Below are 24,152 nucleotides of genomic sequence, written 5' to 3' on the forward strand. Positions count from 1 at the left end.
TATGCTCCCCTGCTGGTGAGCGGCCCTGCCTGGGGCGAGGAAATTCCCGGGCAGGACGAGCACGGCGGGCTGTGGCGCAGCTTGGTAGCGCGCCTCGTTCGGGACGAGGAGGCCGCAGGTTCAAATCCTGTCAGCCCGACCGACCGGCAGGCGGATCCGAGAGGGTCCGCCTGCCGTGCTTTCGGGCTGGTGGACGCCTGCCGTGACACACTGCTCGTCATGTCTGACGAGCAGGACAAGCTGAAGGTCAGCTTGGAGCCGCCCAAGCTGTTCGGGCGGAAGAAGAAGTCGGACGCTCCCACGGCGGCGAAGAAGTCGACGCCGCCGGCGCGGCGCCGCCCCGCGGCGCGGCCGGCTCCTGCCGCTGCGGAGGCCGAGGGCGATCAGGTCGAGGTGGCCGAGGTCGAGGCCGTGGAGGTCGAGGCCGTCGAGGTCGAGGCCGCCGAGGTCGTCGAGGCCGAGGCGGCGCCGGGGACGGACGCGGCGGACAGCGGGACCGAGGTCACCGTGGCGGAGGAAGCCTTGGCGGAGGCTCCGGTGGACGAGCCGGCTCCCGCGGCCTCCCGCCCGCGCCGGCCGGTTCGTCGGCCGGTTCGTGGTCCGGCCAGGCCGGGCCGCGCGCCCCGGCCGGTGCGGCCGGTCCCGGAGATCGAGCCCGAGCCGGTGACGACGGCAGACCTCGAGGACGCCGAGATCGCTGCTGCGGCCGCCGAGCCGGAGGAGCCGCTGCTGACGACCTACCGGGCAGCGGCCGTCACCGGCGCCGTCGTCGGGATCGCCGCGGTGGTGCTCACCTGGTTGACCCTGCGCGGCTGCGAGGCGGTGCGCGACACCTCCAGCTGTGGTGGCGGGACGGGCATCCCGCTGCTGATCGCGATCTTCGTGGTCTGCGTGCTGCTGGGCAGCAGCCTCCTCAAGGCGTTCCTGATCCCCGACCCCGGCAGCACCAGCTTCATGGCGGTCGCCCTCGTCGCGGTCGTGGCCCTGCTGTTCCTGATCGACGTCCTCGACCACTGGTCGATGCTGCTCGTCGTCCCCCTGCTCGCCGTCGCGGCCTACCTCGCCTCGGTCTGGATCACCAAGACCTTCGTCGACCCCGCCGACACCTGACCCTCCGCCACCCGGTCGAATCGGCCCTCGTGGTCCGTCGAATCGGGCCTCGTGGTTGGCCGAATCGGGCCTCGTGGCTGGTCGAATCGGGCCTCGTGGCGCCTCGAGTCGGGCCTTGTGGCTGGTCGAATCGGGTGTCGTGGCTGGTCGAATCGGGTGTCGTGGCGCCTCGAGTCGGGCGTCGTGGTTTCACCCGTCACCACGATGCCGGACTCGACCGACCACGAGGGACGATTCGACGCACCACGAGGGCCGATTCGACGCACCACGAGGGCCGATTCAACACACCACGACACCCGATTCGACCAGAGGCCGCGGGGAGAGGGGTAGGTGTCAGCGGGTGGCGAGGACCAGCTCGGCGATCTGGACGGTGTTGAGGGCGGCGCCCTTGCGGAGGTTGTCGTTGGACACGAACAGTGCCAGGCCGCGGTCGTCGTCGACGCCGGGGTCCTGGCGGAGCCGGCCGACGTACGACGGGTCCTTGCCGGCCGCCTGCAGCGGGTTCGGGATGTCGGCGAGCTCGACACCGGGGGCCGCGCCGAGCAGCTCGCGAGCGCGCTGCACCGGCATCGGCCGCTCGAACTCGGCGTTGATCGCCAGCGAGTGACCGGTGAAAACTCGGCACCCGGACGCAGAGCCCGGACACCCGCAGGTCGGGGATGCCGAGGATCTTGCGCGACTCGTTGCGCAGCTTCTGCTCCTCGTCGGTCTCCTCGAGGCCGTCGTCGACGATCGAGCCGGCCATCGGCAGCACGTTGTAGGCGATGGTGCGGGCGTACTTCACCGGCTCCGGGAAGCTGACCGCCTCACCGTCGTAGGCAAGCTCACGCGCCTTGTCGCCGGCCGCCGCGACCTGGCCGGCGAGCTCCTCCACACCGGCGACACCGGAGCCCGAGACGGCCTGGTACGTCGACGCGATCAGGCGCACCAGCCCGGCCTCGTCGTGCAGCGGCTTGAGCACCGGCATCGCGGCCATCGTGGTGCAGTTGGGATTGGCGATGATCCCCCGGCCCGCCTCGATGACCGGCCGCGCCGCGTCGGGGTTGACCTCGGAGACGACGAGCGGGATCGCGGGGTCCTTGCGGAACGCCGAGGAGTTGTCGACCACGATCACGCCGGCGTCGGCGAACGCGGGCGCCAGCGCCCGGGAGGTGGTGGCACCGGCGGAGAACAGCGCGACGTCGAGTCCCGACGGGTCGGCGGTCGCGGCGTCCTCGACCACGATCTCGCGGTCGCCGAACGGCAGCACCGTGCCGGCGCTGCGCGCGGAGGCGAAGAACCGCACCTCCTCGGCGGGGAACGCCCGCTCGAGCAGGATCTGGCGCATGGCGACGCCGACCTGGCCGGTCGCGCCGACGATTCCGATCTTCATGAAGTGGATCCTTCCGGAGCGCCCCTCGCGGGCGCGAACGATTTCGGTCTAGCGCCCGGAGCCGCCGTAGACGACGGCCTCGACCTCGTCGGCGTCGAGGTCGAACGCCGAGTGGGCGGCGGTGACAGCGGCGTCGACGTCGTCCTCGCTGACGACCACCGAGATCCGGATCTCGGAGGTGGAGATCATCTCGATGTTGACGCCCGCCTGGGCGAGCGCGGTGAAGAACTTCGCGGTGATGCCCGGGTGGGAGCGCATCCCGGCGCCGATCAGCGACACCTTGCCGACCTGGTCGTCGTAGAGCAGCGACTCGAACCCGATCTCCGACTGCAGGTCGTCGAGCGCCGTCATGGCCGCCTGCCCGTCGGTGCGCGGCAGCGTGAACGAGATGTCGGTGAGGTTGGTGGCCGCGGCCGAGACGTTCTGGACGATCATGTCGAGGTTGATCTGGGTCTGCGCGAGCGCGTCGAAGATCCGGGCGGCCTCGCCGACCTTGTCCGGTACGCCGACCACGGTGATCTTGGCCTCGCTGCGGTCGTGGGCGACGCCGGCGATGATCGGAGCTTCCATGTTGCTGTCGTCCCTGTCGTCGTCGTTGATGCTCCCCGTCACGATCGTGCCCTCCAGCTGGCTGAAGGACGACCGCACGTGGATCGGGATGTTGTGGCGGCGGGCGTACTCCACCGACCGGAGGTGCAGCACCTTCGCACCCGAGGCGGCCAGCTCGAGCATCTCCTCGAAGGTGACCGTGTCGAGCTTGCGGGCGCTCGGCACGATCCGCGGGTCGGCGGTGAAGACGCCGTCGACGTCGGTGTAGATCTCGCACACGTCGGCGGCGAGCGCCGCCGCCAGGGGCCACCGCGGTCGTGTCGGTGCCGCCGCGGCCGAGCGTGGTGATCTCCTTGGTGTCCTGGCTGACGCCCTGGAAGCCGGCGACGATCACGATGTGACCGTCGGCGATCGCCTCGCTGATCCGGCCCGGGGTCACGTCGATGATCTTGGCCTTCCCGTGCACCGAGTCGGTGATCACGCCGGCCTGGGAGCCGGTGAAGGACCGGGCGGTGAGCCCGAGGTCGGAGATCGCCATCGCGACCAGCGCCATCGAGATCCGCTCGCCCGCCGTCAGCAGCATGTCGAGCTCGCGCGCCGGCGGCAGCGGGCTCACCTCGGCGGCGAGGTCGAGCAGCTCGTCGGTGCTGTCCCCCATCGCGGAGACGGCGACGACGACGTCGTGGCCGGCCTTCTTGGCCTCGGCGATCCGGCGCGCGACGCGCTTGATCGCGTCGGCGTCGGCCAACGACGAGCCGCCGTACTTCTGCACGACAATGCCCACGGGGCACTCACTCCTGGATCGACGGGGAGGGGGAAGGAACGAACTCCGGTCGATTCTATCGAGGATCAGGCGGGCGCCCCGCCGCCGTCCAAGGCCGCGGCCGCCGCCTCGATCTGGTCGTGCTCGGACTCGATCTCGACGTCGAGCCGGTCGTGGGCCACGACGGACAACAGCGCCTTCATCGCGGCGCCCGCGAGCGTCCCCCAGGAGGAGACGTAGGAGAACTGCCACCACCACAGCGCCTCCTCGACGTCGCCGGAGCGGTAGTGGCGCAGGCCGAGCTCGAGGTCGCTGGCGATGCCGGCGACGTCGTCGGAGAGCTGGCTCTCGACCACCTCCGGCTGGTACGGGTCGAAGACATAGCTCATCGTGTCGACGTTGCCGAGCAGGCCGGCCAGCCGCAGCCGCAGGCTGTCGAGGTCGGCGTCGGGGCCGACGTCGGGCTGGTACTTCTCCCGGGGGGCGAAGTCGCGCTGCACGCCCAGCCGGGCGCCGACGAGCGAGATCTCGCTGATCTGGAGCAGCAGCAGCGTGACCGCCTGGCCGGGGTCGCCTGCTCGGCGATCACCCGCAGCGAGTCGAGGAAGTTGCGCACCGATGTCGCGACCTCCTCGGCGAACCGCACGGTCTCGCTCTCGACGGCGAGGAGGGAGCCCAGCGCCTCCTGGCCCGGGAGGGGATCGCTCATGTCGCTGCCCGCCTTCCTGCAAAGCTCGCCCGAGAGTGACCTCGTCGGCGTACTCGAGGTCGCCGCCCACCGGAAGTCCACTCGCCAACCGCGTCACGCGCAACCCCAGCGGCCCGAGCATCCGGGTGAGGTACGTCGCCGTCGCCTCGCCCTCCAGGTTGGGGTCGGTCGCCAGGATCACCTCGGTGACCGCGCCGTCGCCGAGCCGGGTGAGCAGCTCCTTGATGTGCAGCTGCTCGGGGCCGATGCCGTCGATCGGCGAGATGGCGCCGCCGAGCACGTGGTAGCGCCCGCGGAACTCACGGGTGCGCTCGATCGCGACGACGTCTTTGTACTCCTCGACGACGCACAGCACCGTGGGGTCGCGGCGCGGGTCGCGGCAGATCCGGCACTGGTCGTCCTCGGCGACGTTGAAGCAGGTGTTGCAGAACTTCACCTTGGCCTTGACCTCGACCAGCACGTCGGCGAGGCGCTTGACGTCGGTCGGGTCGGCCTGGAGCAGGTGGAAGGCGATCCGCTGCGCGCTCTTCGGCCCGACGCCCGGCAGCCGGCCGAGCTCGTCGATGAGGTCCTGGACGACGCCCTCGTACACGGCGCGCGCCTAGAAGCCGAGCTTGCCCGGGGCGGACCCCGGGTCGGCGCCGGGGCCGGCGCCCGGCAGACCGGGGATCCCGCCGGCGAGCGGACCGAGCGCGTCCCCCGCCATCTGGTCGGCCTTGGCACGGGCGTCGCGATAGGCGGCGACCACCAGGTCGCCGAGGTCGGCGAGCGTGTCGTCGAGGGCGTCGGTGTCGACGGCCTCCGGCTTGATGGTCACACCGGTGAGCTCGCCGGTGCCGTTGACGGTCACCGTCACGGCGCCGCCGGCCACCGATCCCTCGACGGTGGCGTCGGCGAGCTGCTGCTGCGCGGCCGCGAGCTGCTCCTGCATGCGCTGGGCCTGCTCCATCAGCGCGTTGAGGTCGAGACCACCGCCGCCGAGGGCGTCGAACGGGTTCTGGCTCATGGGGTTGCCTTTCGTCGGGCGGGGTGGGGCGTCACTGGTGCGGGATCTCCTCGATCACCTGGGCGCCGAGCTCGCGCGCCAGGAGGTCGGCGCCGGACTCGGCGTCGACGTCGGCGTCGTCGGGGTCGACCGCGGCGTCCGGGTCGTGCGCGGGCCGGGTATCCGGGGCGACGTCGGCCACCCGGGGCCGGCGGGGCGTCGGCTCCGGCTCGGGCGGGTCGGGCGTCGTGGGCTCGCGCGCGGCCCAGTCGGGTGCCGCGGAGGAGGCCGGTGCGGCGGGCGGGGCGTCCTGGGGGCGCGCGGGCGGCGGCACCGAGGCGTCGGCCCCCGGGTCGAGGATCGTCTCGATCCGCCAGTCGGCACCGACCACCTCGCGGATCGCGTCGCGGACCACGTCGACGCTGCCGCTGTCGAAGCTGCCGCGGGCACCGGCGTTGTTGAACCCGAGCGTCAGCGTGGCGCCGTCGAACCCGACGACCTGGGAGTTCTGGGTGAGGTGGATCCAGGTCACGCGCCGCTTGCGCTGGGTGGCGGCGATCACGTCGGGCCAGAGGCGGCGTACGTCGACCAATGTCAGGCCGCCGCTGACCGCCGGCGGGGCCGGGGTCGGGGTGGGGGCCGGCTGTTCCGCGGGCTGGGCCGCGGACTGGGCCGCGGGCTGGGCCGGCGGTGGAGCGGCGGGTTGGGCCGCGGGCGGCTCCGGTCGCGCCGGCTCGGGCTCGGGTCGCTCGGCGGCCGGCTCGGGCGTCGGCGGGGCGGGCTGCGGCTCGGGCCGGTCGAGGCCGGGCGGTGTCGAGGAGATCCGCTCCGGCCGGGCCGGCTCGGCCGGCGGCTCCGCGACCGGGGGTGCGGGGGCGGCCGGGGGTGCGGGGGCCGCTGGCGGCGGGTCGGCCGGTGCAGCGGGTGCGGGGGCAGCGGGGGCAGGTGTGGCCGGGCCAGCCGGGGCGGGGGGCGGGCGTGGCGGCGATGGACATCCGGCGCTCGAGCCGCTCGAGGCGGGCGAGCAGGCCGTCGGTGCCGTGGTCGGCCGACGGGAGGAGGACCCGGGCGCAGATCAGCTCGAGCAGCAGCCGCGGGGCGGTGGCGCCCCGCATCTCGGTGAGCCCGGCGGCGACCAGGTCGGCGGCGCGGGTGAGCTCGGCGCGGCCGAACCGGGCGGCCTGGGCGACCAGCCGCTCGCCCTGGTCGTCGGCGACGTCGATCAGCCCGGTGGCGGGCGCGTCGGGGACGGCGGCGATGATCACGAGGTCGCGCAGCCGGCGGAGGAGGTCCTCGGTGAACCGGCGGGGGTCCTGGCCGGTCTCGATCACCTTGTCGACGACCCGGAAGACGGCCGCGCCGTCGCCGGCGGCGAACGCGTCGACGACGTCGTCGAGGAGCGTGTCGGGGGTGTAGCCGAGCAGGCCGGCGGCGAGCTCGTAGGTGACGCCGCCGGCGCCGGCGCCGCCGAGCAGCTGGTCGAGGACCGACAGCGTGTCGCGGGCCGACCCCCGCCGGCGCGGACCACGAGGGGCAGCGCGGCGGGCTCGATGGTGACGCCCTCGCGCTCGCACAGGTCGGAGAGGTAGGAGGAGAGCAGCCGCGGCGGGATCAGCCGGAACGGGTAGTGGTGGGTGCGCGACCGGATGGTCGGGATGACCTTGTCGGGCTCGGTGGTGGCGAAGATGAACCGCAGGTGCGGGGGGCGGCTCCTCGACGAGCTTGAGCAGGGCGTTGAAGCCCTGCGTAGTGACCATGTGGGCCTCGTCGATGATGTAGACCTTGTAGCGGCTCTTGACCGGCGCGAAGAACGCCTTCTCGCGCAGGTCGCGGGCGTCGTCGACACCGCCATGGGACGCGGCGTCGATCTCGATGACGTCGATCGAGCCCGGTCCGTTGCGCGCCAGGTCACGGCAGCTCTCGCACTCGCCGCACGGGTCGGCGACCGGTGCCCGCTCGCAGTTGAGGGCCCGGGCGAGGATCCGGGCGCTGGTCGTCTTGCCGCAGCCGCGCGGGCCGGAGAAGAGGTAGGCGTGGTTGACCCGGTTGCCCGCCAGGGCGGCACGGAGGGGCTCCGTGACGTGCTCCTGCCCGATCACCTCGGCGAAGGTCTCGGGCCGGTAGCGGCGGTAGAGGGCGAGCGGGGAGTCCACGCTGTGAACCCTAACCAGCGGCTCCGACGCCCGGTAGCCGAGCCGGGACCCGGCGGCGGTCGCCGCCGCCGGCCCCGGGGTCCGGGGGCTGCGGTTTGGGACCAAACCGCAGATTCCGACCCCCGACACCTGCGGTTTGGGACCAAACCGCACCTTCCCGCGCCCAGGAGCTGCGGTTTGTGACCAATCCGCAGGTCCCGGCGTCTCCCGCACACGGTTTGGTCCCAAACCGCAGCGATCGCCGAAGCCGGTCCCCGACCACCGGGCGTCGCGCCGCCCGGGAGCGGAGCAGGACATCATCCCGACCGCCGCCGGCGCGCCCGCGCCGCCTGGACTGACTGGAGCGAGGGAGCGAGGAACGAGCGACCGAGCGGAAGGAGGGAAGGCGGCGCGTCGAAGGCGCGCCGGCACGCGCGAGCGAAGCGAGCGCAAATAGCACAGGCCCCCGTGCACCCGACAGAGCTCACTTACCCTTGCTGCCTTCCGGCCCTGGGGGGAGTTGGGCGAGATGCCGCCGCACGGGGGTTGGCCCCACTGTAGTTGATGGCGGCCAAGGCGATTTCATCGGCGGGTCGCCTGCCCGGTAGCCTCCTCCGCGGAGGTATCGCCTAGTGGCCTATGGCGCTCGCTTGGAAAGCGGGTTGGGTTAACGCCCTCGCGGGTTCGAATCCCGCTACCTCCGCCGGCGGGCGGCGCCGGGTGCGAGCCCGGCGCCGCCGCAACCTCTCGGCGGCCGGGTGCGTCTTCCTGGTGCCGGTCCCCGGTGTGGGGGACGCTCCTGGCCGTTTCGCCACGCGAGTGCGCCCGGTTCACCTACTGTTCCGCTGTTCCGGGTCGCACCTCTGGTGCTGCCGGGCGGCGCAGCAGCGCAACACCAGATCGAGGAGTGGGGAAGCGATGCGCCGAGTCGTGGTCGTGATCGTGGCGGTCCTGATGCCGCTGCTGCTGGTGCAGCAGTCGGCCGGGGTGGCCGGCCGGGCGGCGTACGTCGCCCCCGGAGGGCGCGACGTTCAACGTGCCGCGGCCGTGGGGCTCGGCGGCGGAGTCGGCGCGGATCGTGTCGAAGGTGGAGGAGGCGTTCCGCAACATCAGGCCGTCGGCCCGGGACCCGCGTCCGACGCTGCTGGTGGCGGCGTACCTGTTCGACCGGAAGCAGAGCGCGGACGCCCTGATCGCGGCGTGCCGGCGCGGGGTGTCGGTGCGGGTGATCATCGACGCCGACGTGGTGTCGAAGCCGTTCCGGCGGCTGGTGACGGCGTTGAACGCCGACAACGTGCCCGACCGCAACCGCGACGGGGTCGGGGACCGCGGGCCGCACCACGGCCGGTGCAACACGCCGCTGCGCGGCAACGTGAGCGCTCCGCGGCAGGCGCCGGCGCCGCTGATGTCGCGTCGGGAGGTGCTGCGCAGCATCCGGGAGCCGCTCGGCAGCGACGTGGAGTGGGGTCCGGACCGCAGCTATGTGATCCAGTGCAGCGGCAGCTGCCGCGGTGGGCCGAAGGCCAACATGCACTCGAAGATCTATGCGTTCTCGAGCACCGGCCGGTCCGACCACGTGGTGATGACCGCGTCGACGAACCTCAACGCCGGCGGCGTCCTGAGCGGCTGGAACGAGCTGTTCGTGATGCGCAACCGGCCGAAGACGTTCGCGTTCGTGGAGCGGGTGCACCGGCTGATGACGGAGGAGAAGCCCGCCGGCCGCGCGCTGGTGGAGGTGGTGGACGGCCCCTACACGACCCGTGTGTTCCCGATGACGGGGGTCGGCGTGAAGCGGGACCCGCTGATGGAGGACCTGCGGAAGGTCCGGTGCTCGAGCGCGCTGGGCCCGACGCTGCTCCACATCCAGCAGTTCTGGTGGAACGGGCACCGCGGCACCTACATCTGGAACAAGGTGCGCGACCTGGCCCGCAGCGGCTGCAAAGGTGCGGATCATCTTCGGTGCGGTCGACCGGGGCCTGCTCGCGCAGATGCGGGACGCGCGCCGGTCCGGCCTGATCGAGCTCTACGACAGCCGGCAGTTCTCCGAGGTGACCGGCGAGGTCACCACCCGCACCCACATGAAGACCCTCGCGATCCGCGGCACCTACGGCGGCGACCGGCGCTACCACGGCGTCTGGACCGGCACCGCCAACTGGGCGACCGGGTCGCTCAACCGGGGCGACGAGATCACGGTCAACATCCGCGGCCGGAGCGTGTGGAAGAAGTACGTCGACTACTGGCACGTGGTGCGTCGGCACTCGCACGTCGAGTAGCGGGCGGAGCGGCGGGTCGGGGTCGGCCGGGCTGCTCAGCGGCCGGCTCAGCGGCCGGCTCAGCCGGCCGGGTCGGGGGGCGTCGGCCTGCGGCTCCCGCCGCGGCGACGGCGCGGCGACCAGCGCCGCGAGTGCGGTGGTGATCGGCACGGCGAGCACCAGCCCGATGGACGTGACGAGGGTGCGCACGATCTCCTCGGCCAGCTGCTCGGTCGAGCGCAGGTCGACCAGCGGCCGGTCGTAGATGCTGAGCAGCATGAGGACGACCAGCGCGGTGCCGACGTAGGCGAACACGATCGTGTAGATGGTCGACGCGATGTGGTCGCGCCCGATCCGCATCGCCCCGGCGTAGACCTCGCGGCGCGGCGCGTGCGGCGAGGCCGCGCGCAGCTCCCACACCGCGGACGCCTGGGTGATCGTCACGTCGTTGAGCACGCCGAGCCCGGCGATCACCAGTGCGCAGCCGAGCAAGGACTGGAAGTCGAGCTCGCCGGCGAAGGAGCGGAGCATGCCGCCGGCGTCGTCCGACATGCCGGTCAACCGGGCGTCCGCGACCGCCACCACGCCGAGCAGCGCGGTGAGCCCGATCCCGACAAGCGTGCCGGCCAGCGCGGTGCTGGTGCGCAGCGAGAAGCCGTGGGTCGTGTAGAGGACGACGAACATGATCGCCGCGGCCGACGTCAGCGCCACCCCCACGCCCGGCGCCCCGTCGAGCAGGGCAGGCAGCAGGAACCACCACACCACCGCGCCCCCGAAAGCCAGGCCGACCAGGGCGAACAGCCCCCGCCACCGGGCGATCGCCAGCACGGCGAGGAGGAACGCGGCGAGCAGCCAGAGCAGGGTGCGGTCGCGGTCGGTCGTGACGTAGGAGTACGTCGGCCCTGCACCGTCGGCGCCGTCCGCGGCCGGCGTACGCATCAGCTCGACCGGGTCCCCCTCGACCAGCCCGGCCTCCAGCACCTGCGGCGGCACCGGGACGTCGACCCGCTCCTCCCCCACCTCGACCGTCACGACGCCGCACCCGGTCGGCGAGCCCTCCATCCCCCTCCTCGCACTCCTCCCGCACGTCGACGACGGTGCCGTCGACGAAGGTCACCCCGGGCGCCGCGAACTGCGCCGCGACGTCGTGGTCGCCCGACGGCCACCACACCACGAGCCCCACCACGGTCGCGACCGCCGCGAGCGCCAGCCCGGCCAGCAGCGCCACCCGGGAGCGGTGGCCGACCGGCACCTCCTCGTCGATGCCCGCCGATGCCCGGTGGGAGTGCCCGTGCGCCACGTCTGCCCCCTCTCGTCGGGGACCATCATCGGGGAGGGGGTGGGTGCTGCGGTTTGGGACCAAACCGCAGCAAGACCGGCCGCCGAGGTGCGGTTTGGGACCAAACCTCGGTAAAAGAGCCCGCCGAGATGCGGTTTGGGACCAAACCTCGGTAAAGAGCCGCCTCAGTCCCCCAGCCGCCCCCGCACCGCATCGAGCACGGCGGTCAGCTGGCGCACCTGCTCCGGGGTGATCCCGTCGAAGAACACCCGGCGGACCAGGTCGACGTGGGCGGGTGCGGCGGAGCGGATCGCGGTGCGGCCCTGGTCGGTGATCCCGACGAACGCGCCGCGGCGGTCGTCGGCGCAGTCGCGGCGGGCGACCAGGCCACGTCGCTGCATCCGGGTCAGGTGCTTGGACAGCCGGCTCTTCTCCCACTGGAGCTGGTCGCCGAGGTCGCGCAGGCGGATGCTGCCCTCCGCCACGTCGGTCAGGGCGACCAGCACCTCGTAGTCGGCGAGGGAGAGGCCGCTGGTCGCCTGCAGCTCCCGGTTGATCCGGGCCGACAGCCGGGTGTGGACCTCGAGCCAGGCCCGCCACGCCGTCTGCTGCTCGTCGTCGAGCCAGGGCGATCCGGTCACCGCTCGAGCGTAGCAATTGGTTGACAGGTCAACGACCGGTCGGCGGCCCGCCAGTACGGTCGAGGTCATGATCCGCGACCTGACCGACGAGGAGGCACGCCGAGCGCTGCCGATGAAGTGGGGGCGAGGTCGAGCCCGACGTGCTGCCGGCTTGGGTGGCCGAGATGGACTACGCCGTCGCGCCACCGGTCGTCGAGGCGCTGCACGAGGCGGTCGCCGCGGGCGTGACCGGCTATCCCGCCGCGCCCGCCGACGGCGGCGAGCTCGGGACGGCGTACGCCGGCTTCGCCGCGCGGCGGTTCGGCCACCGGGTGGACCCGTCGTGGGTGCTCCCGGTCGTCGACGTGACCGCCGGGGCGCGGTTCGTGATCGACGTGCTGTCGGAGCAGGCGCCGGTCGTGATGACGCTGCCCGGGTACCCCCCGCTGATCAGCCTCCCGGACATCACCGGCCGGCCGCGGGTCGACCTGGTCGTCGACCCGGACGCGGAGCGCGCCGAGCTCGACCTCGACCAGCTCGACCGGCTGCTCGCCGCCGGGGCCCGCACCGTGCTGCTCACCCAGCCGCACAACCCGTGGGGCCGGGTGTTCGCCCGGGCCGAGCTCGAAGGGGTCCGCGACGTCGTACGCCGCCACGGCGCGCGGGTCGTGGCCGACGAGATCCACGCCCCGCTGGTGCTCCCGGGTGCGCCCACGCCGCACGTGCCCTACCTCTCCCTCGACGGCACCCACGACCACGCGGTGGCCGTGGTGGCGGCGTCGAAGGCGTTCAACACCGCCGGCCTGCGCTGCGCCCAGGTCGTGGTGCCCGACCCTGAGGCGCGCCGGCGGCTGCGGGCCGCGCCGATGGCGCGCAACGACTCCTGGTCCTCGCTCGGCGCGGTGGGCGCCGTGGCGGCGTACACCCACGGCGACGCCTGGCTCGACGCCCTCGTCGCCCGCCTCGGCGACCAGCGCGACCTGCTGGAGCGGCTGCTCGCCGAGCACCTGCCGGAGGCGCGGATGCGGCGGGTGGAGGCGACCTACCTCGCGTGGGTCGACCTGCGCGGCTACGGCCACGCCGATCCCGCGGCGGTGGCCCTCGCCCGCGGCCGGGTGCGGCTGGCGCCCGGCGGGGACTACCACCCGGGGCTGCCCGGCCACGTGCGCCTCAACTTCGCGACCAGCCCGGAGCGGCTGACCGCGGTGGTCGAACGCCTGGCCTCCGCGCTGAGGACCGACCCGCGACCGGGCGCGGTGACTTCCGAGTAACCCGGGGGCACGGCGAGACTGCTGGGGTGCCGAAGAAGACCGCCACCGCCTCGTCGTACTCCATCACCATGCGCCTGCACACCAGCGCCGACCACGACGTCGTCGGGGAGGTCGCGACCGCGATCGCCGGGGCGGGAGGGATGGTCACGGCGATCGACGTCACCGAGTCCCGCCACGACCGGCTCGTCGTCGACGTGACCTGCTCGGCCGCCGACGCCGAGCACGCCGGCGAGCTGCAGGTCGCGGTGGCGGCGGTCGAGGGGGTCGACGTCCACAAGGTCAGCGACCGGACCTTCCTCATCCACCTCGGCGGCAAGATCGAGGTGGCGTCGAAGGTGCCGCTGCGGACCCGCGACGACCTCTCGCTGGCCTACACCCCCGGCGTCGGCCGGGTGTCCCTGGCGCTGGCCGAGCACCCCGAGGACGTGTCGCGGCTGACGGTGAAGGGCAACACGGTGGCGGTCGTGACGGACGGCTCGGCGGTGCTCGGGCTCGGCAACATCGGTCCCGGCGCCGCCCTCCCGGTGATGGAGGGCAAGGCGGCGCTGTTCAAGCGGTTCGGCGACATCGACGCCTGGCCGATCTGCCTCGACACCCAGGACACCGACGAGATCGTCCGGGCGGTCGAGCTGATCGCCCCCGGGTTCGGCGGGGTCAACCTCGAGGACATCGCCGCGCCGCGCTGCTTCGAGGTCGAGGCCCGGCTGCGCGAGCGGCTCGACATCCCGGTCTTCCACGACGACCAGCACGGTACGGCGATCGTGGTGCTCGCCGCCCTGACCAACGCGCTGCGGGTCGTGGGGAAGGACCTCGCGACCGTGCGGGTCGTGGTCGCCGGCGCGGGCGCCGCCGGCACGGCGATCGTCAAGCTGCTGCTGGCGGCGGGCGTGGGCGACGTCGTGGTCTGCGACCGCGCCGGCGCGCTCACGGCCGGGGACGCCTCGCTGTCCCCCCGCGCACACCGAGCTCGCCGGGCTGACCAACCCCCGCGCCGTGCGGGGGCGACCTGCGGGCCGCTCTCGCCGGCGCCGACGTGTTCATCGGCGTCAGCGGGCCCGGGGTCCTCGCCGCGGAGTGGATCGCCGACATGGCACCCGACCCGGTCGTCTTCGCGCTGGCCAACCCCGACCCGGAGGTCGACCCGGTACAGGCCGCCCGCTACGCCGCCGTCGTCGCGTCGGGACGCTCCGACTTCCCCAACCAGATCAACAACGTGCTGGCGTTCCCCGGCGTCTTCCGCGGGCTGCTCGACGCCCGCGCGCGCGACATCACCACCGCGATGATGCTGCGGGCCGCCGACGCGATCGCCCACGTCGTGCACGACGAGGAGCTCAACCCGAACTTCATCATGCCCTCGGTGTTCCACCCCGACGTGCACCAGGCGGTGGCGGCGGCGGTCGTCGGGCAGTGATGCCGGCCGGTGGTGCCGGTGGTGCCGGTCGCGGGCGGTCAGGAGGTCAGGGGGTCGGGTAGTCCGCCTCGAGCCGCAGGTCGAGCCCGAGGTCACTGGAGTTCGGCACGTCCTGGTGCACCTCGACCGCGACCGTGTTGATGCCGGTGCGCAGCAGGGCCGGGTCGACCGTGAAGTCGCGGAAGGTGTTCTCGGCACGGCCCGAGCGGTTGCCGGCCGCACGGGTGTCGCCGGTGATCGTGCCGGCCGGCATGTTGTCGCGCAGCACCTCGACGCCGTTGACGTAGACGACGGCACCGTCGTCGGCGAGCAGCGACAGCCGGACGGCCGACGGCACCCGGTCCTGGGTGAACGTTGCCCGGAAGTACGACGTGACGTGCTTGGCGCCGGCCCGGGGGCCGAACGCGATCACGGTGGTCTCGTCGCCGTCGCCGTAGCCCAGCTGGGGCCGACCCCGCGGCCACGCGCTGTCGTCGTACGCCTGCGTCTGCCAGCCGGCCGGCCGCGTGCCGCGGTCCCAGTAGGCCCAGGCGGTGCTCGCGCCGAGCAGCTGGACGTCGTCACCCGGCGGCGGTGGCGGGGGTGGGGGTGGAGGGGGCGGGGGGCGGTGGCGCTGCGGCGCCGAAGCGGGCGACGTAGCCGGTCGGGACGCCGCTGACGCTCCGGAAGTCGCCGCCGACGACGACCCCGGCGTCGCTGGCGTCGATCGCGAACACGCCCCAGAACTCGTTCACCCGGGGTCGCCAGTCGGCGTCGACAGCGCCGGTGGCCGCGTCGATGGCGACCACCTTGACGGAGTTGTCGTTGCGGAAGCCGTCGTGGAAGCCGGCGAACACGGTGCCGCGGAAGTGCTCGATCGCCTGGTTGTCGCCCATCGAGGCGACGCGCCAGCTCCGCGCGCCGGTGGCGGTGCTCCACGCCGAGATCTCGTTGGCGCCCGAGCCGCCGGCCCCGAAGAGCCGGCTGCCGTCGTCGTCGACGTCGAGCGCGAGCGTGGGCCGCGCCGAGGAGGCGAACGCCGGGCCGGTGGTGGCGCCGGTCGTCCCGTCGAGCCCGCCGACGCCGGCGCGGGCGGTGCCGTTGAGCTGGGCGAACGGGCCGGCGGCGTAGACGACGTCCTGCCGTGGGTGGGCGACCAGCGAGTAGACCGGGCCGCTCGCCGAGGCGCGGAAGGCGGTGGCGAGGGCCCCGGTCCTGGCGTCCAGCTTGGCCACCCGGTTCTTGGCCACACCGTTGACGGCGAGGAAGGCGCCGCCGACGTAGAGGTCGTCGCCGCGGACGGCGACCGCGCGTACGCCGGCGTCCGCGGACGCCACGAACGCCCGGTCGACGGCACCGGTGGCCAGGCTGACCTTCGCCAGCCGGGTGCGCACGACGTTGTTGATGCGCCCGAAGTGGCCGCCGACGTAGAGCGCCTCGCCGTCGGAGGCGAGCGAGGTGACGCCGGCGCCGGCGTCGGCCCGCCAGCCGGTGATCAGCTCCCCGGTGATCATCGAGAAGGCGGCCAGCCGGTTGCGGGTCACCCGGGCGCCGGTCGGGCTGATCGCCGCCGTGAAGTTGCCGCCGACGTAGACGACGTCGCCGACGATCTCGGTGGCCAGCACCCGGCCGTTGACGTCCCACCCGTCGACGGGTACGTCGTCGACGTACATCTCGGCCGCCGCCGGGCTCGCCTGCACGACCCCACCGACAGCGAGGCCGACGCCCAGAGCGCCGGCCAGCAGGAGCTTGAGGACTCTCATCGGCCGCCTTCCGCGATCGGGCCCGAGCCGCCACCATCGTGTCAGTGCGGGCGACCGGGAGGGAATGGGCGAAATGAGTGAAATTCCGGCCGGGCGGGGTCGGCCCGCCCGAGGGCGAGCAACGAGGCTCGTGACCTGGCGGTCGGTGTGCGCATCCTGCTGACCGGGGCCACCAGCGGCATCGGGCTCGCGGCGGCGACCCGCCTCGCCGCCGCTCCGCACCGGCTGGTCGTCCACGGTCCCGAGCCCGAGGCCCGCGCGGCGCTCGCCCGCATCACCGCCGACGCCCACCCCGGAGCGCGGGTCAGCTACGTGTCCGCGGACTTCACCGACCTCGCCTCGCCGCGCGACCTCGCCGACCGCGTCGTCGAGGAGACCGGCGGGCTCGACGTCCTGGTCAACAACGCGGCGATCCCGGGCCCGCGGGTCCTCACCACCGGCCCCGCCGGGACCGAGATCGCCTACCAGGTGAACTTCCTGGCGCCGGTGCTCCTGACCCACCACCTGCTGCCCGCCCTGGCCCCCACCGGGCGCGTCGTCGACGTCGTGTCGGCCACGCACTTCGACGCCACGCTCGACGTCGGTGACCTCGCCTTCACCCGCGACCGCTACGCGCCCGCGACGGCGTACGCCCGGTCCAAGCTCGCGCTGGTCACCTACGGCAACTGGCTCGCGGCCCGCGTCGGGCAGACCGTGATCAGCCTGCACCCGGGTGTGGTGGCCACCGAGCTGCTGCACGCCATGTTCGGCGTCAGAGGGGTGCCGGCCGGCACCGGCGGCAGCAACCTGGCGGCCGCCGTGACCGCCGACCTGCCGGGCGGCACCTACCTCGACGAGACGACCCCGGCCGCGCCGTCGGCCGCGTCGCTCGACCCCGGGCTGCAGGCGGAGCTCGTGGCCGACACCGAGCAGCGCCTGTCCATCCGGCTCCCGTGACTCGGGCGTCGCGCGAGCCGCGGGGACGCGCGTACATTCCCCCCATGGACGCCGAGATCGACGTCGCCGCAGCCCCCAGCGGTGCGGGATGCGCCGAGTGCGACGAGGCGCAGGGCTGGTGGGTCCACCTGCGCCGGTGCGCCACCTGCGGGCACGTCGGCTGCTGCGACACCTCCCCCGGCCAGCACGCGACCAGGCACGCGACGACGACCGGCCACCGGTTCATGCAGAGCTTCGAGCCGGGCGAGGACTGGTACTACGACTACGTCACCGAGCAGGTCTTCGACGGCCCCGAGCTGGCACCACCCCGGTCGCGGCCGGAGGACCAGCCCGTGCCCGGCCCCGCCGGCCGGGTGCCCCCGACTGGCGCAGCCACATCCACTGAACCCTCGTCGAATCGGGGGTTGTGGTGGGTTGAGTCGGGGGTCGTGGTGGGTTGAGTCGGGGGTCGTGGTGGGCTCGGCACGTGAGGTTTCCCCGGCCGACCGGGGAAACCTCAACATGTTGGGCAAAATATCGCCGGACAAGTGGAGGTTTTGCCCGTCACGTCCCGATCGGCCGAGCACATGCCCCGCTGGACGCGAGGGCATGCCCCCACTCGACGCGGGGCACGCCCACTCGACGCCGCGGAAGGCCCCAGTCGACAGCGAGGAAGTGCCCACTCGACCGGGGAGGGTGACCGCCGCCGGTGTGGGGGGGAGCCGGCGGCGGTCACCCGGAGGGGCACCGGCACGGTCGGGCCGGCCGGCGGTGGGGTGCACCCGCGCAGCAGCCTGCCGCGCCCGCCAGCGCCCCGGGTAGTGACGCATCTGTACCGCGGGCCGGGGCCGGTCGGCGTACCACCCGCTCCCGCCACCGCTGAGATCCGGCCTGCGCGCGCAGCGGGCGCCGGTAGCCTGCGGTCCTCGCGAGCGAGTGGACGGAGGAGCCGGGCTGTGCGACGCAGCGAGCACCACGGCGACGGGTTCCGGTGTCGACCGACCCGGCCGACCTCGACATCGACACGGTCCACGCCAACCTGACCCGCTCCTACTGGGCGGCGGGCATCACCCGCGACGTGGTCGAGCGGTCGATCCGCGGCTCGTTGTGCTTCGGGCTCTACGACGACACCGGGCGGCAGGTGGGCTTCGCGCGGGTGGTCACCGACCGGGCGACGTTCGCCTACCTCGCCGACGTCTTCGTCGTCGAGGAGCTGCGCGGGCGGGGGCTCGGGGCGTGGCTCGTCGAGGTCGTGGCGGCACACCCCGCGGTCGCCGGCGTACGTCGCTTCCTGCTGGCCACCGAGGACGCGCACGGCCTCTACGCCCGCTTCGGTTTCACGCCGCTCGACGCGCCCGAGCGGTTCATGCAGATCCACCGCCCCGACGTGTACGCCGCGGCGCCGGCGGGACCGGACGCCTGACCGCGGTCCTCGGCGCCGGCGCGGCCGACGGACGTGCCCACTCGACGACGGGAAGGCCCCCACTGACGACCGTGGAAGTGCCCACTCGACGACGAGACGGCCCCCACTGACGACCGCGGAAGTACCTACTCGACACGAGGGGCGGGAGGTGCGGTAGCGTCGCTGTTGCAAGTCATTTGCAACAGGGGGAGTCGTGGTCGTAGCCGAGGTCGCCGGGCGGGGGGCCCCGACGACCGACCCGTCCCCCGTCGACCACCTCCGGCGCTCCCGCCGGTGGACCGCGGGCCTGGTCGCCGCGCTGCTGGTGTCCGTCGTCGCCGGCACCGCGCTCGGGGCGGTGCACGTGCCGTTCGCGAGCGTGGTCGAGGTGGTCTCGCACCACCTGTTCCTGGTGCCGGAGCAGCGCGACTGGAGCGCGTCGCGCGACTCCATCGTCTGGGAGGTCCGGCTCCCCCGTGTCCTGCTCGCCGCTCTCGTCGGCGCCGGGCTCGCCGTGTGCGGGATCGCGCTGCAGGCGATGGTGCGCAACCTCCTCGCCGACCCCTACCTGATCGGCGTCAACTCCGGCGCCTCGACCGGCGCGGCCGCGGCGATCCTGTTCGGCGTCACCCTCGGCCTCGGCGAGCACGCCCTGCCGGTGAGCGCGTTCCTCGGCGCGCTGGTCGCGTCGGCGCTGGTCTTCGCGGTGGCGCGTTCCGCCGGGCGGGTCACCTCGACCCGGCTCCTCCTCGCCGGTGTCGCGGTCGGCTACGCCCTGCAGGCGCTCACGAGCTTCCTCATCTTCGCCTCCGACTCCGCCGAGGGCGCCCGTTCGGTGATGTTCTGGCTGCTCGGCTCGCTCGCGCTGGCCGAGTGGGGCCAGCCGCTGGCGGTCGCGGCGGTCGTCGTGACCGCGACCGTCGCCCTGCTCACCGTCGTCGGCCGCCGGCTCGACGCGCTCTCCATCGGCGACGAGACCGCGCTCACCCTCGGCGTGCACCCCGAGCGGTTCCGGTCGCTGCTGCTCGTCGCCGTCGCGCTGTGCGTGGCCGTGGTGGTCTCGGCGGCCGGGAGCATCGGCTTCGTGGGCCTGGTCGTGCCGCACCTCGCCCGCCGCGCGGTCGGCGCCGCCCACACACGGGCGGTCCCCGTCGCGGCGCTGATGGGGGCGGTGCTGCTGATCTGGGCCGACGTCCTCGCCCGGGTCGTCCTTGCCCCCGCAGGAGGTGCCGATCGGCATCGTCACCGCCGTCCTCGGCGCCCCGTTCCTGCTCGTCCTCGTCCGCCGCCTGCAGGCGACCACCTGACCTCGTGACCACCCCGACCCGACAGGAGACCGCATGACCCGGCGTACGACGGCAGCCGCCCTCGCCGCGGCCGCGACGGCCCTCGTCCTCACGTCGTGCGGCCTGGTCGCCGACGACACCGGCGACGCCGGCGACGCCGCCGCGGACGGCCCGGCGGGCTACCCGCTGACCGTGCGGAACTGCGGCGCCGACGTCACGTTCCCCGCCCCGCCGGAGCGGGTGGTGCTGCTCAAGAGCGCGGCCGTGCCGTTCCTCGCCCAGCTCGGCGTGCTCGACCGGGTGACCGCCCGGGCGGGCGAGTACCCCCGCGACTACTACGACGACGCCACTTGGGCGCAGCTCGAGCAGGTGCCGGCCCTCACCGGCGAGACCGACACGTCCGGCCACCTCCAGATCTCGAAGGAGGTCGTGATCGGCGAGGAGCCCGACCTGGTGCTCGGCGAGGTCGACAACCTGAGCCGCTCGACGCTCGACAGCGTCGGCATCCCGCTGCTGGAGGAGCCCGCGATGTGCGCGGAGGGGGTCGACGAGCCCGGCTTCGACGACGTCTACGCGCAGCTGGAGCTCTACGGCGAGGTGTTCGACCGCGAGGACGAGGCCGCCGCCGCGGTCGAGGAGCTGGAGCGGGAGGTCGACGCGCTCACCGCGGCACCGGCCGGGGAGCGCCGGACGGCGGCCGTGCTCTACCCCACCGTCGGCGGCGGCGTCACCTACGCCTACGGCAACCGCAGCATGGCCCACCCGCTGCTGGAGGCGGCCGGCTTCGACAACGTCTTCGGCGACACCGGCGAGCGGGTCTTCGAGGTGACCTCCGAGGAGCTTCTCGGCCGCGACCCCGACGTGCTCGTGCTGCTCCACAGCACCGGCGACCCGGCCGACGTGGTCGACGCGGTCACCTCCCTCCCCGGTGTCGAGGACCTCAGCGCCCTGCGGGACGACGCGGTGCTCCCGCTGCTCTTCAACTACGTCGAGCCACCGACGCCGCTGTCGGTCGAGGGGCTGGCCCGGCTGCGCGACCACTTCGGGGACCAGCCGTGATCGCCGCCGAGGGGCTGCGGTTCTCCTACGCCGGCCGGCCCGCGGTCGACGGGGTCACGCTCGAGGCCCGGCCCGGCCGGGTGCTCGGCCTGCTCGGGCCCAACGGCAGCGGCAAGACCACGCTGCTGCGGATGCTGTACGGCGCGCTGCGCCCGGCCGCCGGCCGGGTCACGGTCGCCGGCCGGCCGCTGTCGGGCATGTCGACCCGGGAGGTGGCCCAGCAGGTCGCAGTCGTCGTGCAGGAGTCGGGGAGCGAGACGATGCTGTCGGTGCGCGACGCCACGATGCTGGGGCGGCTGCCGCGGCTGGCGACGTTCCAGCGTCCCGGGGCCGCCGACGAGCGGGCGGTCGACGAGGCCCTCGCCCGGGTCGGCGCGCGGCACCTGGCCGACCGGCCGTTCAGCCACCTGTCCGGCGGCGAGCGGCAGCGGGTCCTCGTGGCCCGTGCCCTCGCGCAGGAGGCCGGCTTCCTGCTGCTCGACGAGCCGACCAACCACCTCGACATCCGCTACCAGCACGAGGTGCTGCAGCTGGTCCGCGACGTCGCGACGAGCGCCGTCGTCGTGCTGCACGACCTCAACCTCGCCGCCCGCTACTGCGACGACCTGGTGCTGCTCGACCGGGGCCGGGTGGCGCGGGCCGGCTCCCCCGACGAGGTCCTCGAGCCGGAGCTGCTCGAGCGGGTCTACGGCATCGGCGTCACCCGCACCCACCTCGACGGCCACCTCCAGCTGCTCTTCCACCCGCTCGCCCACCACGCACCGCACCCCCACCAGGACCGGAGACTGCCCGCATGACCGCCGAACCGCGCACCGATGTCCCGACCGACGTCCCGACCGATGTCCCGACCGACATCCAGGCCAACATCGACCGCTACTGGAGCGGCCGCGCCGCGTCGTACGACGACTACCAGCAGCGCCCCGAGCGGCTCCCGCTCGACCTCGCCGCGTGGGGCGAGATCTGGAGCGCCGCGCTGCCGCCGGCGCCGGCGGAGGTCCTCGACGTCGGCACCGGCAGCGGCTACGTCGCCCTGCTGCTCGCCGACCTCGGCCACGACGTCACCGCCACCGACCTCGCCGACGGCATGCTCGAGCGGGCGCGTGCCCACGCGGCCCGGGCGGCCCGCGCCCCTCGGTTCCTGCGCGGCGACGCGGTGGCCCCCGACTTCCCCGACGCGAGCTTCGACGCGGTCACCAACCGCTACCTGATGTGGACGCTGCGGGAGCCGCACCGGGCGCTCGCCGCCTGGCGGCGCGTGCTCCGCCCCGGCGGCGTGCTCGCGCTGGTCGACTCCACCTGGTTCCCCGAGGGCCTCCACGTCGACACGTCCGAGGACTTCGTCCGGTGGTACGACGACACCGTCCGCGCCGCGCTCCCGCTCGCGGCGGCACGCTCGATCGAGGAGACCCGCGACCTCGTGGTCGCCGCCGGCTTCCGCGACGTCACCGTCACCCCGCTCACCTCGGTGCTCGAGCTCGACCGCGAGCACGGCGTCGCGCCCGACCACGAAGTGCAGCTGCAGTACCTGGTCCGCGGCGTCGCGGGCGACTGACCAGCCCGGTCAGCGCGCCCGGGCGCGGGTGGCCGCGAGCGTCCCGAGCAGCCGAAGAGCGTCGGCGCTCGCCGACCCCGCCTCGGCGTGGTAGACGACCAGCTCCTGCCCCGGCGCCGACCGCACGTCGAAGGCGTTCATACGGAGGGTCAGCTCGCCGACCTCGGGGTGCCGGAACCGTTTGACCTCGTGCCGCTTGCCACGCACGTCGTGCCGCTCCCACAGCTCCGCGAACGCGGCGCTCGCTGCCTGGACGGTGCGCAGCACCTCGGCGAGCCGCGGGTCGTCCGGGTGCCGGCCGTGCAGCGCCCGGAAGCCGGCCACCGTGGTGGCCGCGACCCGCTCCCAGTCGGCGTAGAACGACCGCGCCGCCGGGTCGAGGAAGACCTTCTCGAGCAGGTTGGCTCCCCTCGCCGAAACCACCGAACAGCGCGTCGGCGAGCTGGTTGGCGGCGAGCACGTCGTAGGCGCGGCCGAGGACGATCGCAGGATTGTCCGGCCACATGTCCATCAGCCGCAGCAGCTCCGGGTCGACCCGCTCGGCGGGCGGCGCGCGGCGCACGTCGGGGAGCCAGGCCCGCCACCCGGAACAGGTGGCCGCGGGCGTCGTCGTCGAGCTGCAGCACGTCGGCGAGCGCCCCGAGGACCTGCGCGGACGGGTGCCGCTCGCGCCCCCTGCTCGAGGCGCACGTAGTAGTCGGCGCTGACGCCCGCCATCGTGGCGACCTCCTCCCGGCGCAGCCCGGGGACCCGGCGGGCGCCGATGGTCGGCACACCGGCGGCCTCTGGGCTGACCCGGGCGCGCCGGGCGCGGAGGAACTCACCGAGGGCGTTGCCGGGCACCCGGCCATGCTAGGCAGGTCACGACCACGGTGCCTGGGTGCGGGACTCCCAGGAACGGCTCGGCCTTCTGCGGCCCGCGCCGGCGCGGGAGGTTCGGCGGCATGACCAACGACGAAGCCAGCAACCACCCCAGCAGCGAGACCCGCAACCAGAGCAGCAACGACACCCGCAAGGTGGTCCTCGTCACCGGCGCCTCGAGCGGCATCGGCGAGGCCACCGCACGGAGACTGGCCGCGGAGGGTCATCACGTCGTGCTGACCGCCCGGCGAATCGGCCGCCTCGAGACGGTGGTCGGCGAGCTCGTCGCGGCCGGGCTCAGCGCCGAGGGCCGTTCCCTCGACGTGACCGACCGGACGGCGTTCACCGCGCTCGTCGACGACGTCGTCGGCCGCCACGGCCGGATCGACGTGCTCGTCGGCAACGCCGGCGTGATGCTGCTCTCCCGCCTCGACGCGCTGTTGGTCGACGAGTGGGACCGGATGGTCGACGTCAACGTCCGGGGCCTCCTGCACGGCGTCGCGGCCGTGCTGCCCCCACTTCCGCATCCAGGGCAGTGGGCACGTCGTCACGATCGCGTCTGTCGGCGCCCACGAGGTGGTGCCGACGTCGGCGGTCTACTCCGCGACCAAGTACGCCGCCTGGGCGCTCACGGAGGGTCTCCGCCAGGAGTCCGACCCGGGCACCAGGGTCACGACGATCAGTCCGGGCGTGACCGAGTCGGAGCTCGCCGAGCACATCACCGACCCGCACGCGGCCGAGGTGATGGTCGACTACCGCGCCGCCGCGATACCCGCCGACGCCGTCGGCCGCGCGGTCGCCTTCGCCGTCTCCCAGCCGGCGGACGTCGACGTCAACGAGGTCGTGGTGCGGCCGGCCGCGCAGCGCTGAACCGGCGGTCGG

The 24,152-nt window shown here is 73.8% G+C and carries 20 protein-coding genes, 2 tRNA genes, 1 other RNA gene and 7 pseudogenes; 15 read left to right on the forward strand and 15 right to left on the reverse strand.

Annotated elements, in window-relative coordinates; all coding sequences use genetic code 11:
• Positions 1-65: 65 nt before the first annotated feature.
• A tRNA-Pro gene (locus MF408_RS07535) sits at positions 66-139 on the forward strand.
• 80 nt (positions 140-219) lie between these two features.
• On the forward strand, positions 220-1,110 hold the full coding sequence (locus tag MF408_RS07540; RefSeq protein WP_240250873.1) for a hypothetical protein: 891 nt from the start codon (positions 220-222) through the stop codon (positions 1,108-1,110).
• Between the two features lie 333 nt (positions 1,111-1,443).
• Here MF408_RS07540 and MF408_RS07545 read toward each other — a convergent pair.
• From MF408_RS07545 to ffs, 7 genes and pseudogenes are all read right to left on the reverse strand, one after another.
• Positions 1,444-2,482, reverse strand: a pseudogene (locus tag MF408_RS07545) (aspartate-semialdehyde dehydrogenase).
• A 48-nt stretch (positions 2,483-2,530) separates the two neighbouring features.
• Positions 2,531-3,815 (reverse strand): annotated as a pseudogene (locus MF408_RS07550) (aspartate kinase).
• 65 nt (positions 3,816-3,880) lie between these two features.
• Positions 3,881-4,525 (reverse strand): DUF5063 domain-containing protein, encoded by a 645-nt coding sequence (locus MF408_RS07555; protein ID WP_240251730.1) that lies wholly within the window; start codon positions 4,523-4,525, stop codon positions 3,881-3,883.
• A pseudogene (recR, locus tag MF408_RS07560) lies at positions 4,526-5,095 on the reverse strand (recombination mediator RecR); the annotation flags it as partial.
• A 9-nt stretch (positions 5,096-5,104) separates the two neighbouring features.
• A complete protein-coding gene (locus MF408_RS07565) occupies positions 5,105-5,509 on the reverse strand; it encodes a YbaB/EbfC family nucleoid-associated protein (protein ID WP_240250874.1) in 405 nt (134 codons plus the stop codon).
• Between the two features lie 355 nt (positions 5,510-5,864).
• Positions 5,865-7,632 (reverse strand): annotated as a pseudogene (locus MF408_RS07570) (DNA polymerase III subunit gamma and tau); the annotation flags it as partial.
• 445 nt (positions 7,633-8,077) lie between these two features.
• An RNA gene (gene ffs / locus MF408_RS07575) (signal recognition particle sRNA small type) lies at positions 8,078-8,169 on the reverse strand.
• 69 nt (positions 8,170-8,238) lie between these two features.
• Here ffs and MF408_RS07580 point away from each other — a divergent pair.
• Positions 8,239-8,323, forward strand: a tRNA-Ser gene (locus MF408_RS07580).
• Between the two features lie 131 nt (positions 8,324-8,454).
• On the opposite strand, the gene MF408_RS07585 is transcribed toward MF408_RS07580, so the two are convergent.
• The 3 genes from MF408_RS07585 to MF408_RS07595 form a co-directional block, all read right to left on the reverse strand.
• Positions 8,455-8,928, reverse strand: a complete 474-nt coding sequence (locus tag MF408_RS07585; protein ID WP_240250876.1) for a hypothetical protein — start codon at positions 8,926-8,928, stop codon at positions 8,455-8,457.
• A gap of 293 nt (positions 8,929-9,221) precedes the next feature.
• The gene (locus MF408_RS07590; protein WP_240250877.1) at positions 9,222-10,934 is read right to left on the reverse strand and encodes a YibE/F family protein; all 1,713 of its coding nucleotides are present in this window, start codon (positions 10,932-10,934) and stop codon (positions 9,222-9,224) included.
• A 402-nt stretch (positions 10,935-11,336) separates the two neighbouring features.
• The gene (locus tag MF408_RS07595) at positions 11,337-11,792 is read right to left on the reverse strand and encodes a MarR family transcriptional regulator (protein WP_240250878.1); all 456 of its coding nucleotides are present in this window, start codon (positions 11,790-11,792) and stop codon (positions 11,337-11,339) included.
• A 164-nt stretch (positions 11,793-11,956) separates the two neighbouring features.
• Between MF408_RS07595 and MF408_RS07600 the strand changes: the two genes are divergently transcribed.
• From MF408_RS07600 to MF408_RS26730, 3 genes and pseudogenes are all read left to right on the forward strand, one after another.
• Positions 11,957-13,042, forward strand: a complete 1,086-nt coding sequence (locus MF408_RS07600; RefSeq protein ID WP_240251732.1) for an aminotransferase class I/II-fold pyridoxal phosphate-dependent enzyme — start codon at positions 11,957-11,959, stop codon at positions 13,040-13,042.
• Positions 13,043-13,182: 140 nt separating this feature from the next.
• Positions 13,183-13,872, forward strand: a pseudogene (locus tag MF408_RS26725) (NAD-dependent malic enzyme); the annotation flags it as partial.
• 257 nt (positions 13,873-14,129) lie between these two features.
• Entirely contained in the window at positions 14,130-14,453 is a 324-nt protein-coding gene (locus tag MF408_RS26730; RefSeq protein WP_345893870.1) for a malic enzyme-like NAD(P)-binding protein, read from the forward strand.
• Between the two features lie 46 nt (positions 14,454-14,499).
• Here MF408_RS26730 and MF408_RS07610 read toward each other — a convergent pair whose 3' ends face one another.
• Together MF408_RS07610 and MF408_RS07615 are read right to left on the reverse strand one after the other, a co-directional pair.
• Positions 14,500-14,865 (reverse strand): hypothetical protein, encoded by a 366-nt coding sequence (locus MF408_RS07610; protein WP_240250879.1) that lies wholly within the window; start codon positions 14,863-14,865, stop codon positions 14,500-14,502.
• Positions 14,866-15,013: 148 nt separating this feature from the next.
• Complete coding sequence (locus tag MF408_RS07615; RefSeq protein ID WP_240250880.1) at positions 15,014-16,195, reverse strand: hypothetical protein; 1,182 nt, start codon at positions 16,193-16,195, stop codon at positions 15,014-15,016.
• Between the two features lie 147 nt (positions 16,196-16,342).
• On the opposite strand from MF408_RS07615, the gene MF408_RS07620 reads away from it, so the two are divergent.
• The 7 genes from MF408_RS07620 (at position 16,343) to MF408_RS07650 (ending at position 22,409) form a co-directional block, all read left to right on the forward strand.
• Complete coding sequence (locus tag MF408_RS07620) at positions 16,343-17,131, forward strand: SDR family NAD(P)-dependent oxidoreductase (RefSeq protein WP_240250881.1); 789 nt, start codon at positions 16,343-16,345, stop codon at positions 17,129-17,131.
• Between the two features lie 44 nt (positions 17,132-17,175).
• Positions 17,176-17,571 (forward strand): UBP-type zinc finger domain-containing protein, encoded by a 396-nt coding sequence (locus MF408_RS07625; RefSeq protein WP_240250882.1) that lies wholly within the window; start codon positions 17,176-17,178, stop codon positions 17,569-17,571.
• 530 nt (positions 17,572-18,101) lie between these two features.
• Positions 18,102-18,533, forward strand: coding sequence for a GNAT family N-acetyltransferase (locus tag MF408_RS07630; RefSeq protein WP_240250883.1), 432 nt, complete (start codon positions 18,102-18,104; stop codon positions 18,531-18,533).
• A gap of 193 nt (positions 18,534-18,726) precedes the next feature.
• On the forward strand, positions 18,727-19,827 hold the full coding sequence (locus tag MF408_RS07635; protein ID WP_240250884.1) for an iron ABC transporter permease: 1,101 nt from the start codon (positions 18,727-18,729) through the stop codon (positions 19,825-19,827).
• 25 nt (positions 19,828-19,852) lie between these two features.
• Positions 19,853-20,857 (forward strand): ABC transporter substrate-binding protein, encoded by a 1,005-nt coding sequence (locus tag MF408_RS07640; RefSeq protein ID WP_240250885.1) that lies wholly within the window; start codon positions 19,853-19,855, stop codon positions 20,855-20,857.
• On the forward strand, positions 20,854-21,654 hold the full coding sequence (locus MF408_RS07645; protein WP_240250886.1) for an ABC transporter ATP-binding protein: 801 nt from the start codon (positions 20,854-20,856) through the stop codon (positions 21,652-21,654). The genes MF408_RS07640 and MF408_RS07645 overlap by 4 nt, the downstream gene beginning before the upstream one ends.
• Entirely contained in the window at positions 21,651-22,409 is a 759-nt protein-coding gene (locus MF408_RS07650; RefSeq protein ID WP_240250887.1) for a class I SAM-dependent methyltransferase, read from the forward strand. The genes MF408_RS07645 and MF408_RS07650 overlap by 4 nt, the downstream gene beginning before the upstream one ends.
• Before the next feature lie 9 nt (positions 22,410-22,418).
• Here the strand turns inward: MF408_RS07650 and MF408_RS07655 are convergent, their stop codons facing one another.
• From MF408_RS07655 to MF408_RS07665, 3 genes and pseudogenes are all read right to left on the reverse strand, one after another.
• The gene (locus MF408_RS07655; protein ID WP_240250888.1) at positions 22,419-22,832 is read right to left on the reverse strand and encodes a hypothetical protein; all 414 of its coding nucleotides are present in this window, start codon (positions 22,830-22,832) and stop codon (positions 22,419-22,421) included.
• A 28-nt stretch (positions 22,833-22,860) separates the two neighbouring features.
• Positions 22,861-22,920: pseudogene (locus tag MF408_RS07660) on the reverse strand (hypothetical protein); the annotation flags it as partial.
• Positions 22,920-23,252: a helix-turn-helix transcriptional regulator gene (locus MF408_RS07665; RefSeq protein ID WP_240250889.1), complete on the reverse strand. Its 333-nt coding sequence runs from the start codon at positions 23,250-23,252 to the stop codon at positions 22,920-22,922. The pseudogene MF408_RS07660 and the gene MF408_RS07665, both read right to left, overlap by 1 nt.
• Before the next feature lie 101 nt (positions 23,253-23,353).
• Between MF408_RS07665 and MF408_RS26735 the strand changes: the two are divergent.
• Both MF408_RS26735 and MF408_RS26740 read left to right on the forward strand, forming a co-directional pair.
• Positions 23,354-23,710: pseudogene (locus MF408_RS26735) on the forward strand (SDR family NAD(P)-dependent oxidoreductase); the annotation flags it as partial.
• Positions 23,711-23,822: 112 nt separating this feature from the next.
• Positions 23,823-24,140 (forward strand): SDR family oxidoreductase, encoded by a 318-nt coding sequence (locus MF408_RS26740; protein WP_345893924.1) that lies wholly within the window; start codon positions 23,823-23,825, stop codon positions 24,138-24,140.
• Positions 24,141-24,152: the final 12 nt, after the last annotated feature.

It is taken from the genome of Nocardioides sp. TF02-7 (assembly GCF_022437945.1).
Lineage (GTDB): Bacteria > Actinomycetota > Actinomycetes > Propionibacteriales > Nocardioidaceae > Nocardioides.

Bases quoted from the DNA above. Each gene is read 5' to 3' on its own strand.
- MF408_RS07640 (WP_240250885.1), top strand. From the start codon at position 19,853: ATGACCCGGCGTACGACGGCAGCCGCCCTCGCCGCGGCCGCGACGGCC.
- MF408_RS07650 (WP_240250887.1), top strand. From the start codon at position 21,651: ATGACCGCCGAACCGCGCACCGATGTCCCGACCGACGTCCCGACCGAT.
- MF408_RS07615 (WP_240250880.1), bottom strand. From the start codon at position 16,195: ATGAGAGTCCTCAAGCTCCTGCTGGCCGGCGCTCTGGGCGTCGGCCTC.
- MF408_RS26730 (WP_345893870.1), top strand. From the start codon at position 14,130: ATGGCACCCGACCCGGTCGTCTTCGCGCTGGCCAACCCCGACCCGGAG.
- MF408_RS07590 (WP_240250877.1), bottom strand. From the start codon at position 10,934: ATGGAGGGCTCGCCGACCGGGTGCGGCGTCGTGACGGTCGAGGTGGGG.
- MF408_RS07625 (WP_240250882.1), top strand. From the start codon at position 17,176: ATGGACGCCGAGATCGACGTCGCCGCAGCCCCCAGCGGTGCGGGATGC.
- MF408_RS07540 (WP_240250873.1), top strand. From the start codon at position 220: ATGTCTGACGAGCAGGACAAGCTGAAGGTCAGCTTGGAGCCGCCCAAG.
- MF408_RS07600 (WP_240251732.1), top strand. From the start codon at position 11,957: ATGGACTACGCCGTCGCGCCACCGGTCGTCGAGGCGCTGCACGAGGCG.
- MF408_RS07565 (WP_240250874.1), bottom strand. From the start codon at position 5,509: ATGAGCCAGAACCCGTTCGACGCCCTCGGCGGCGGTGGTCTCGACCTC.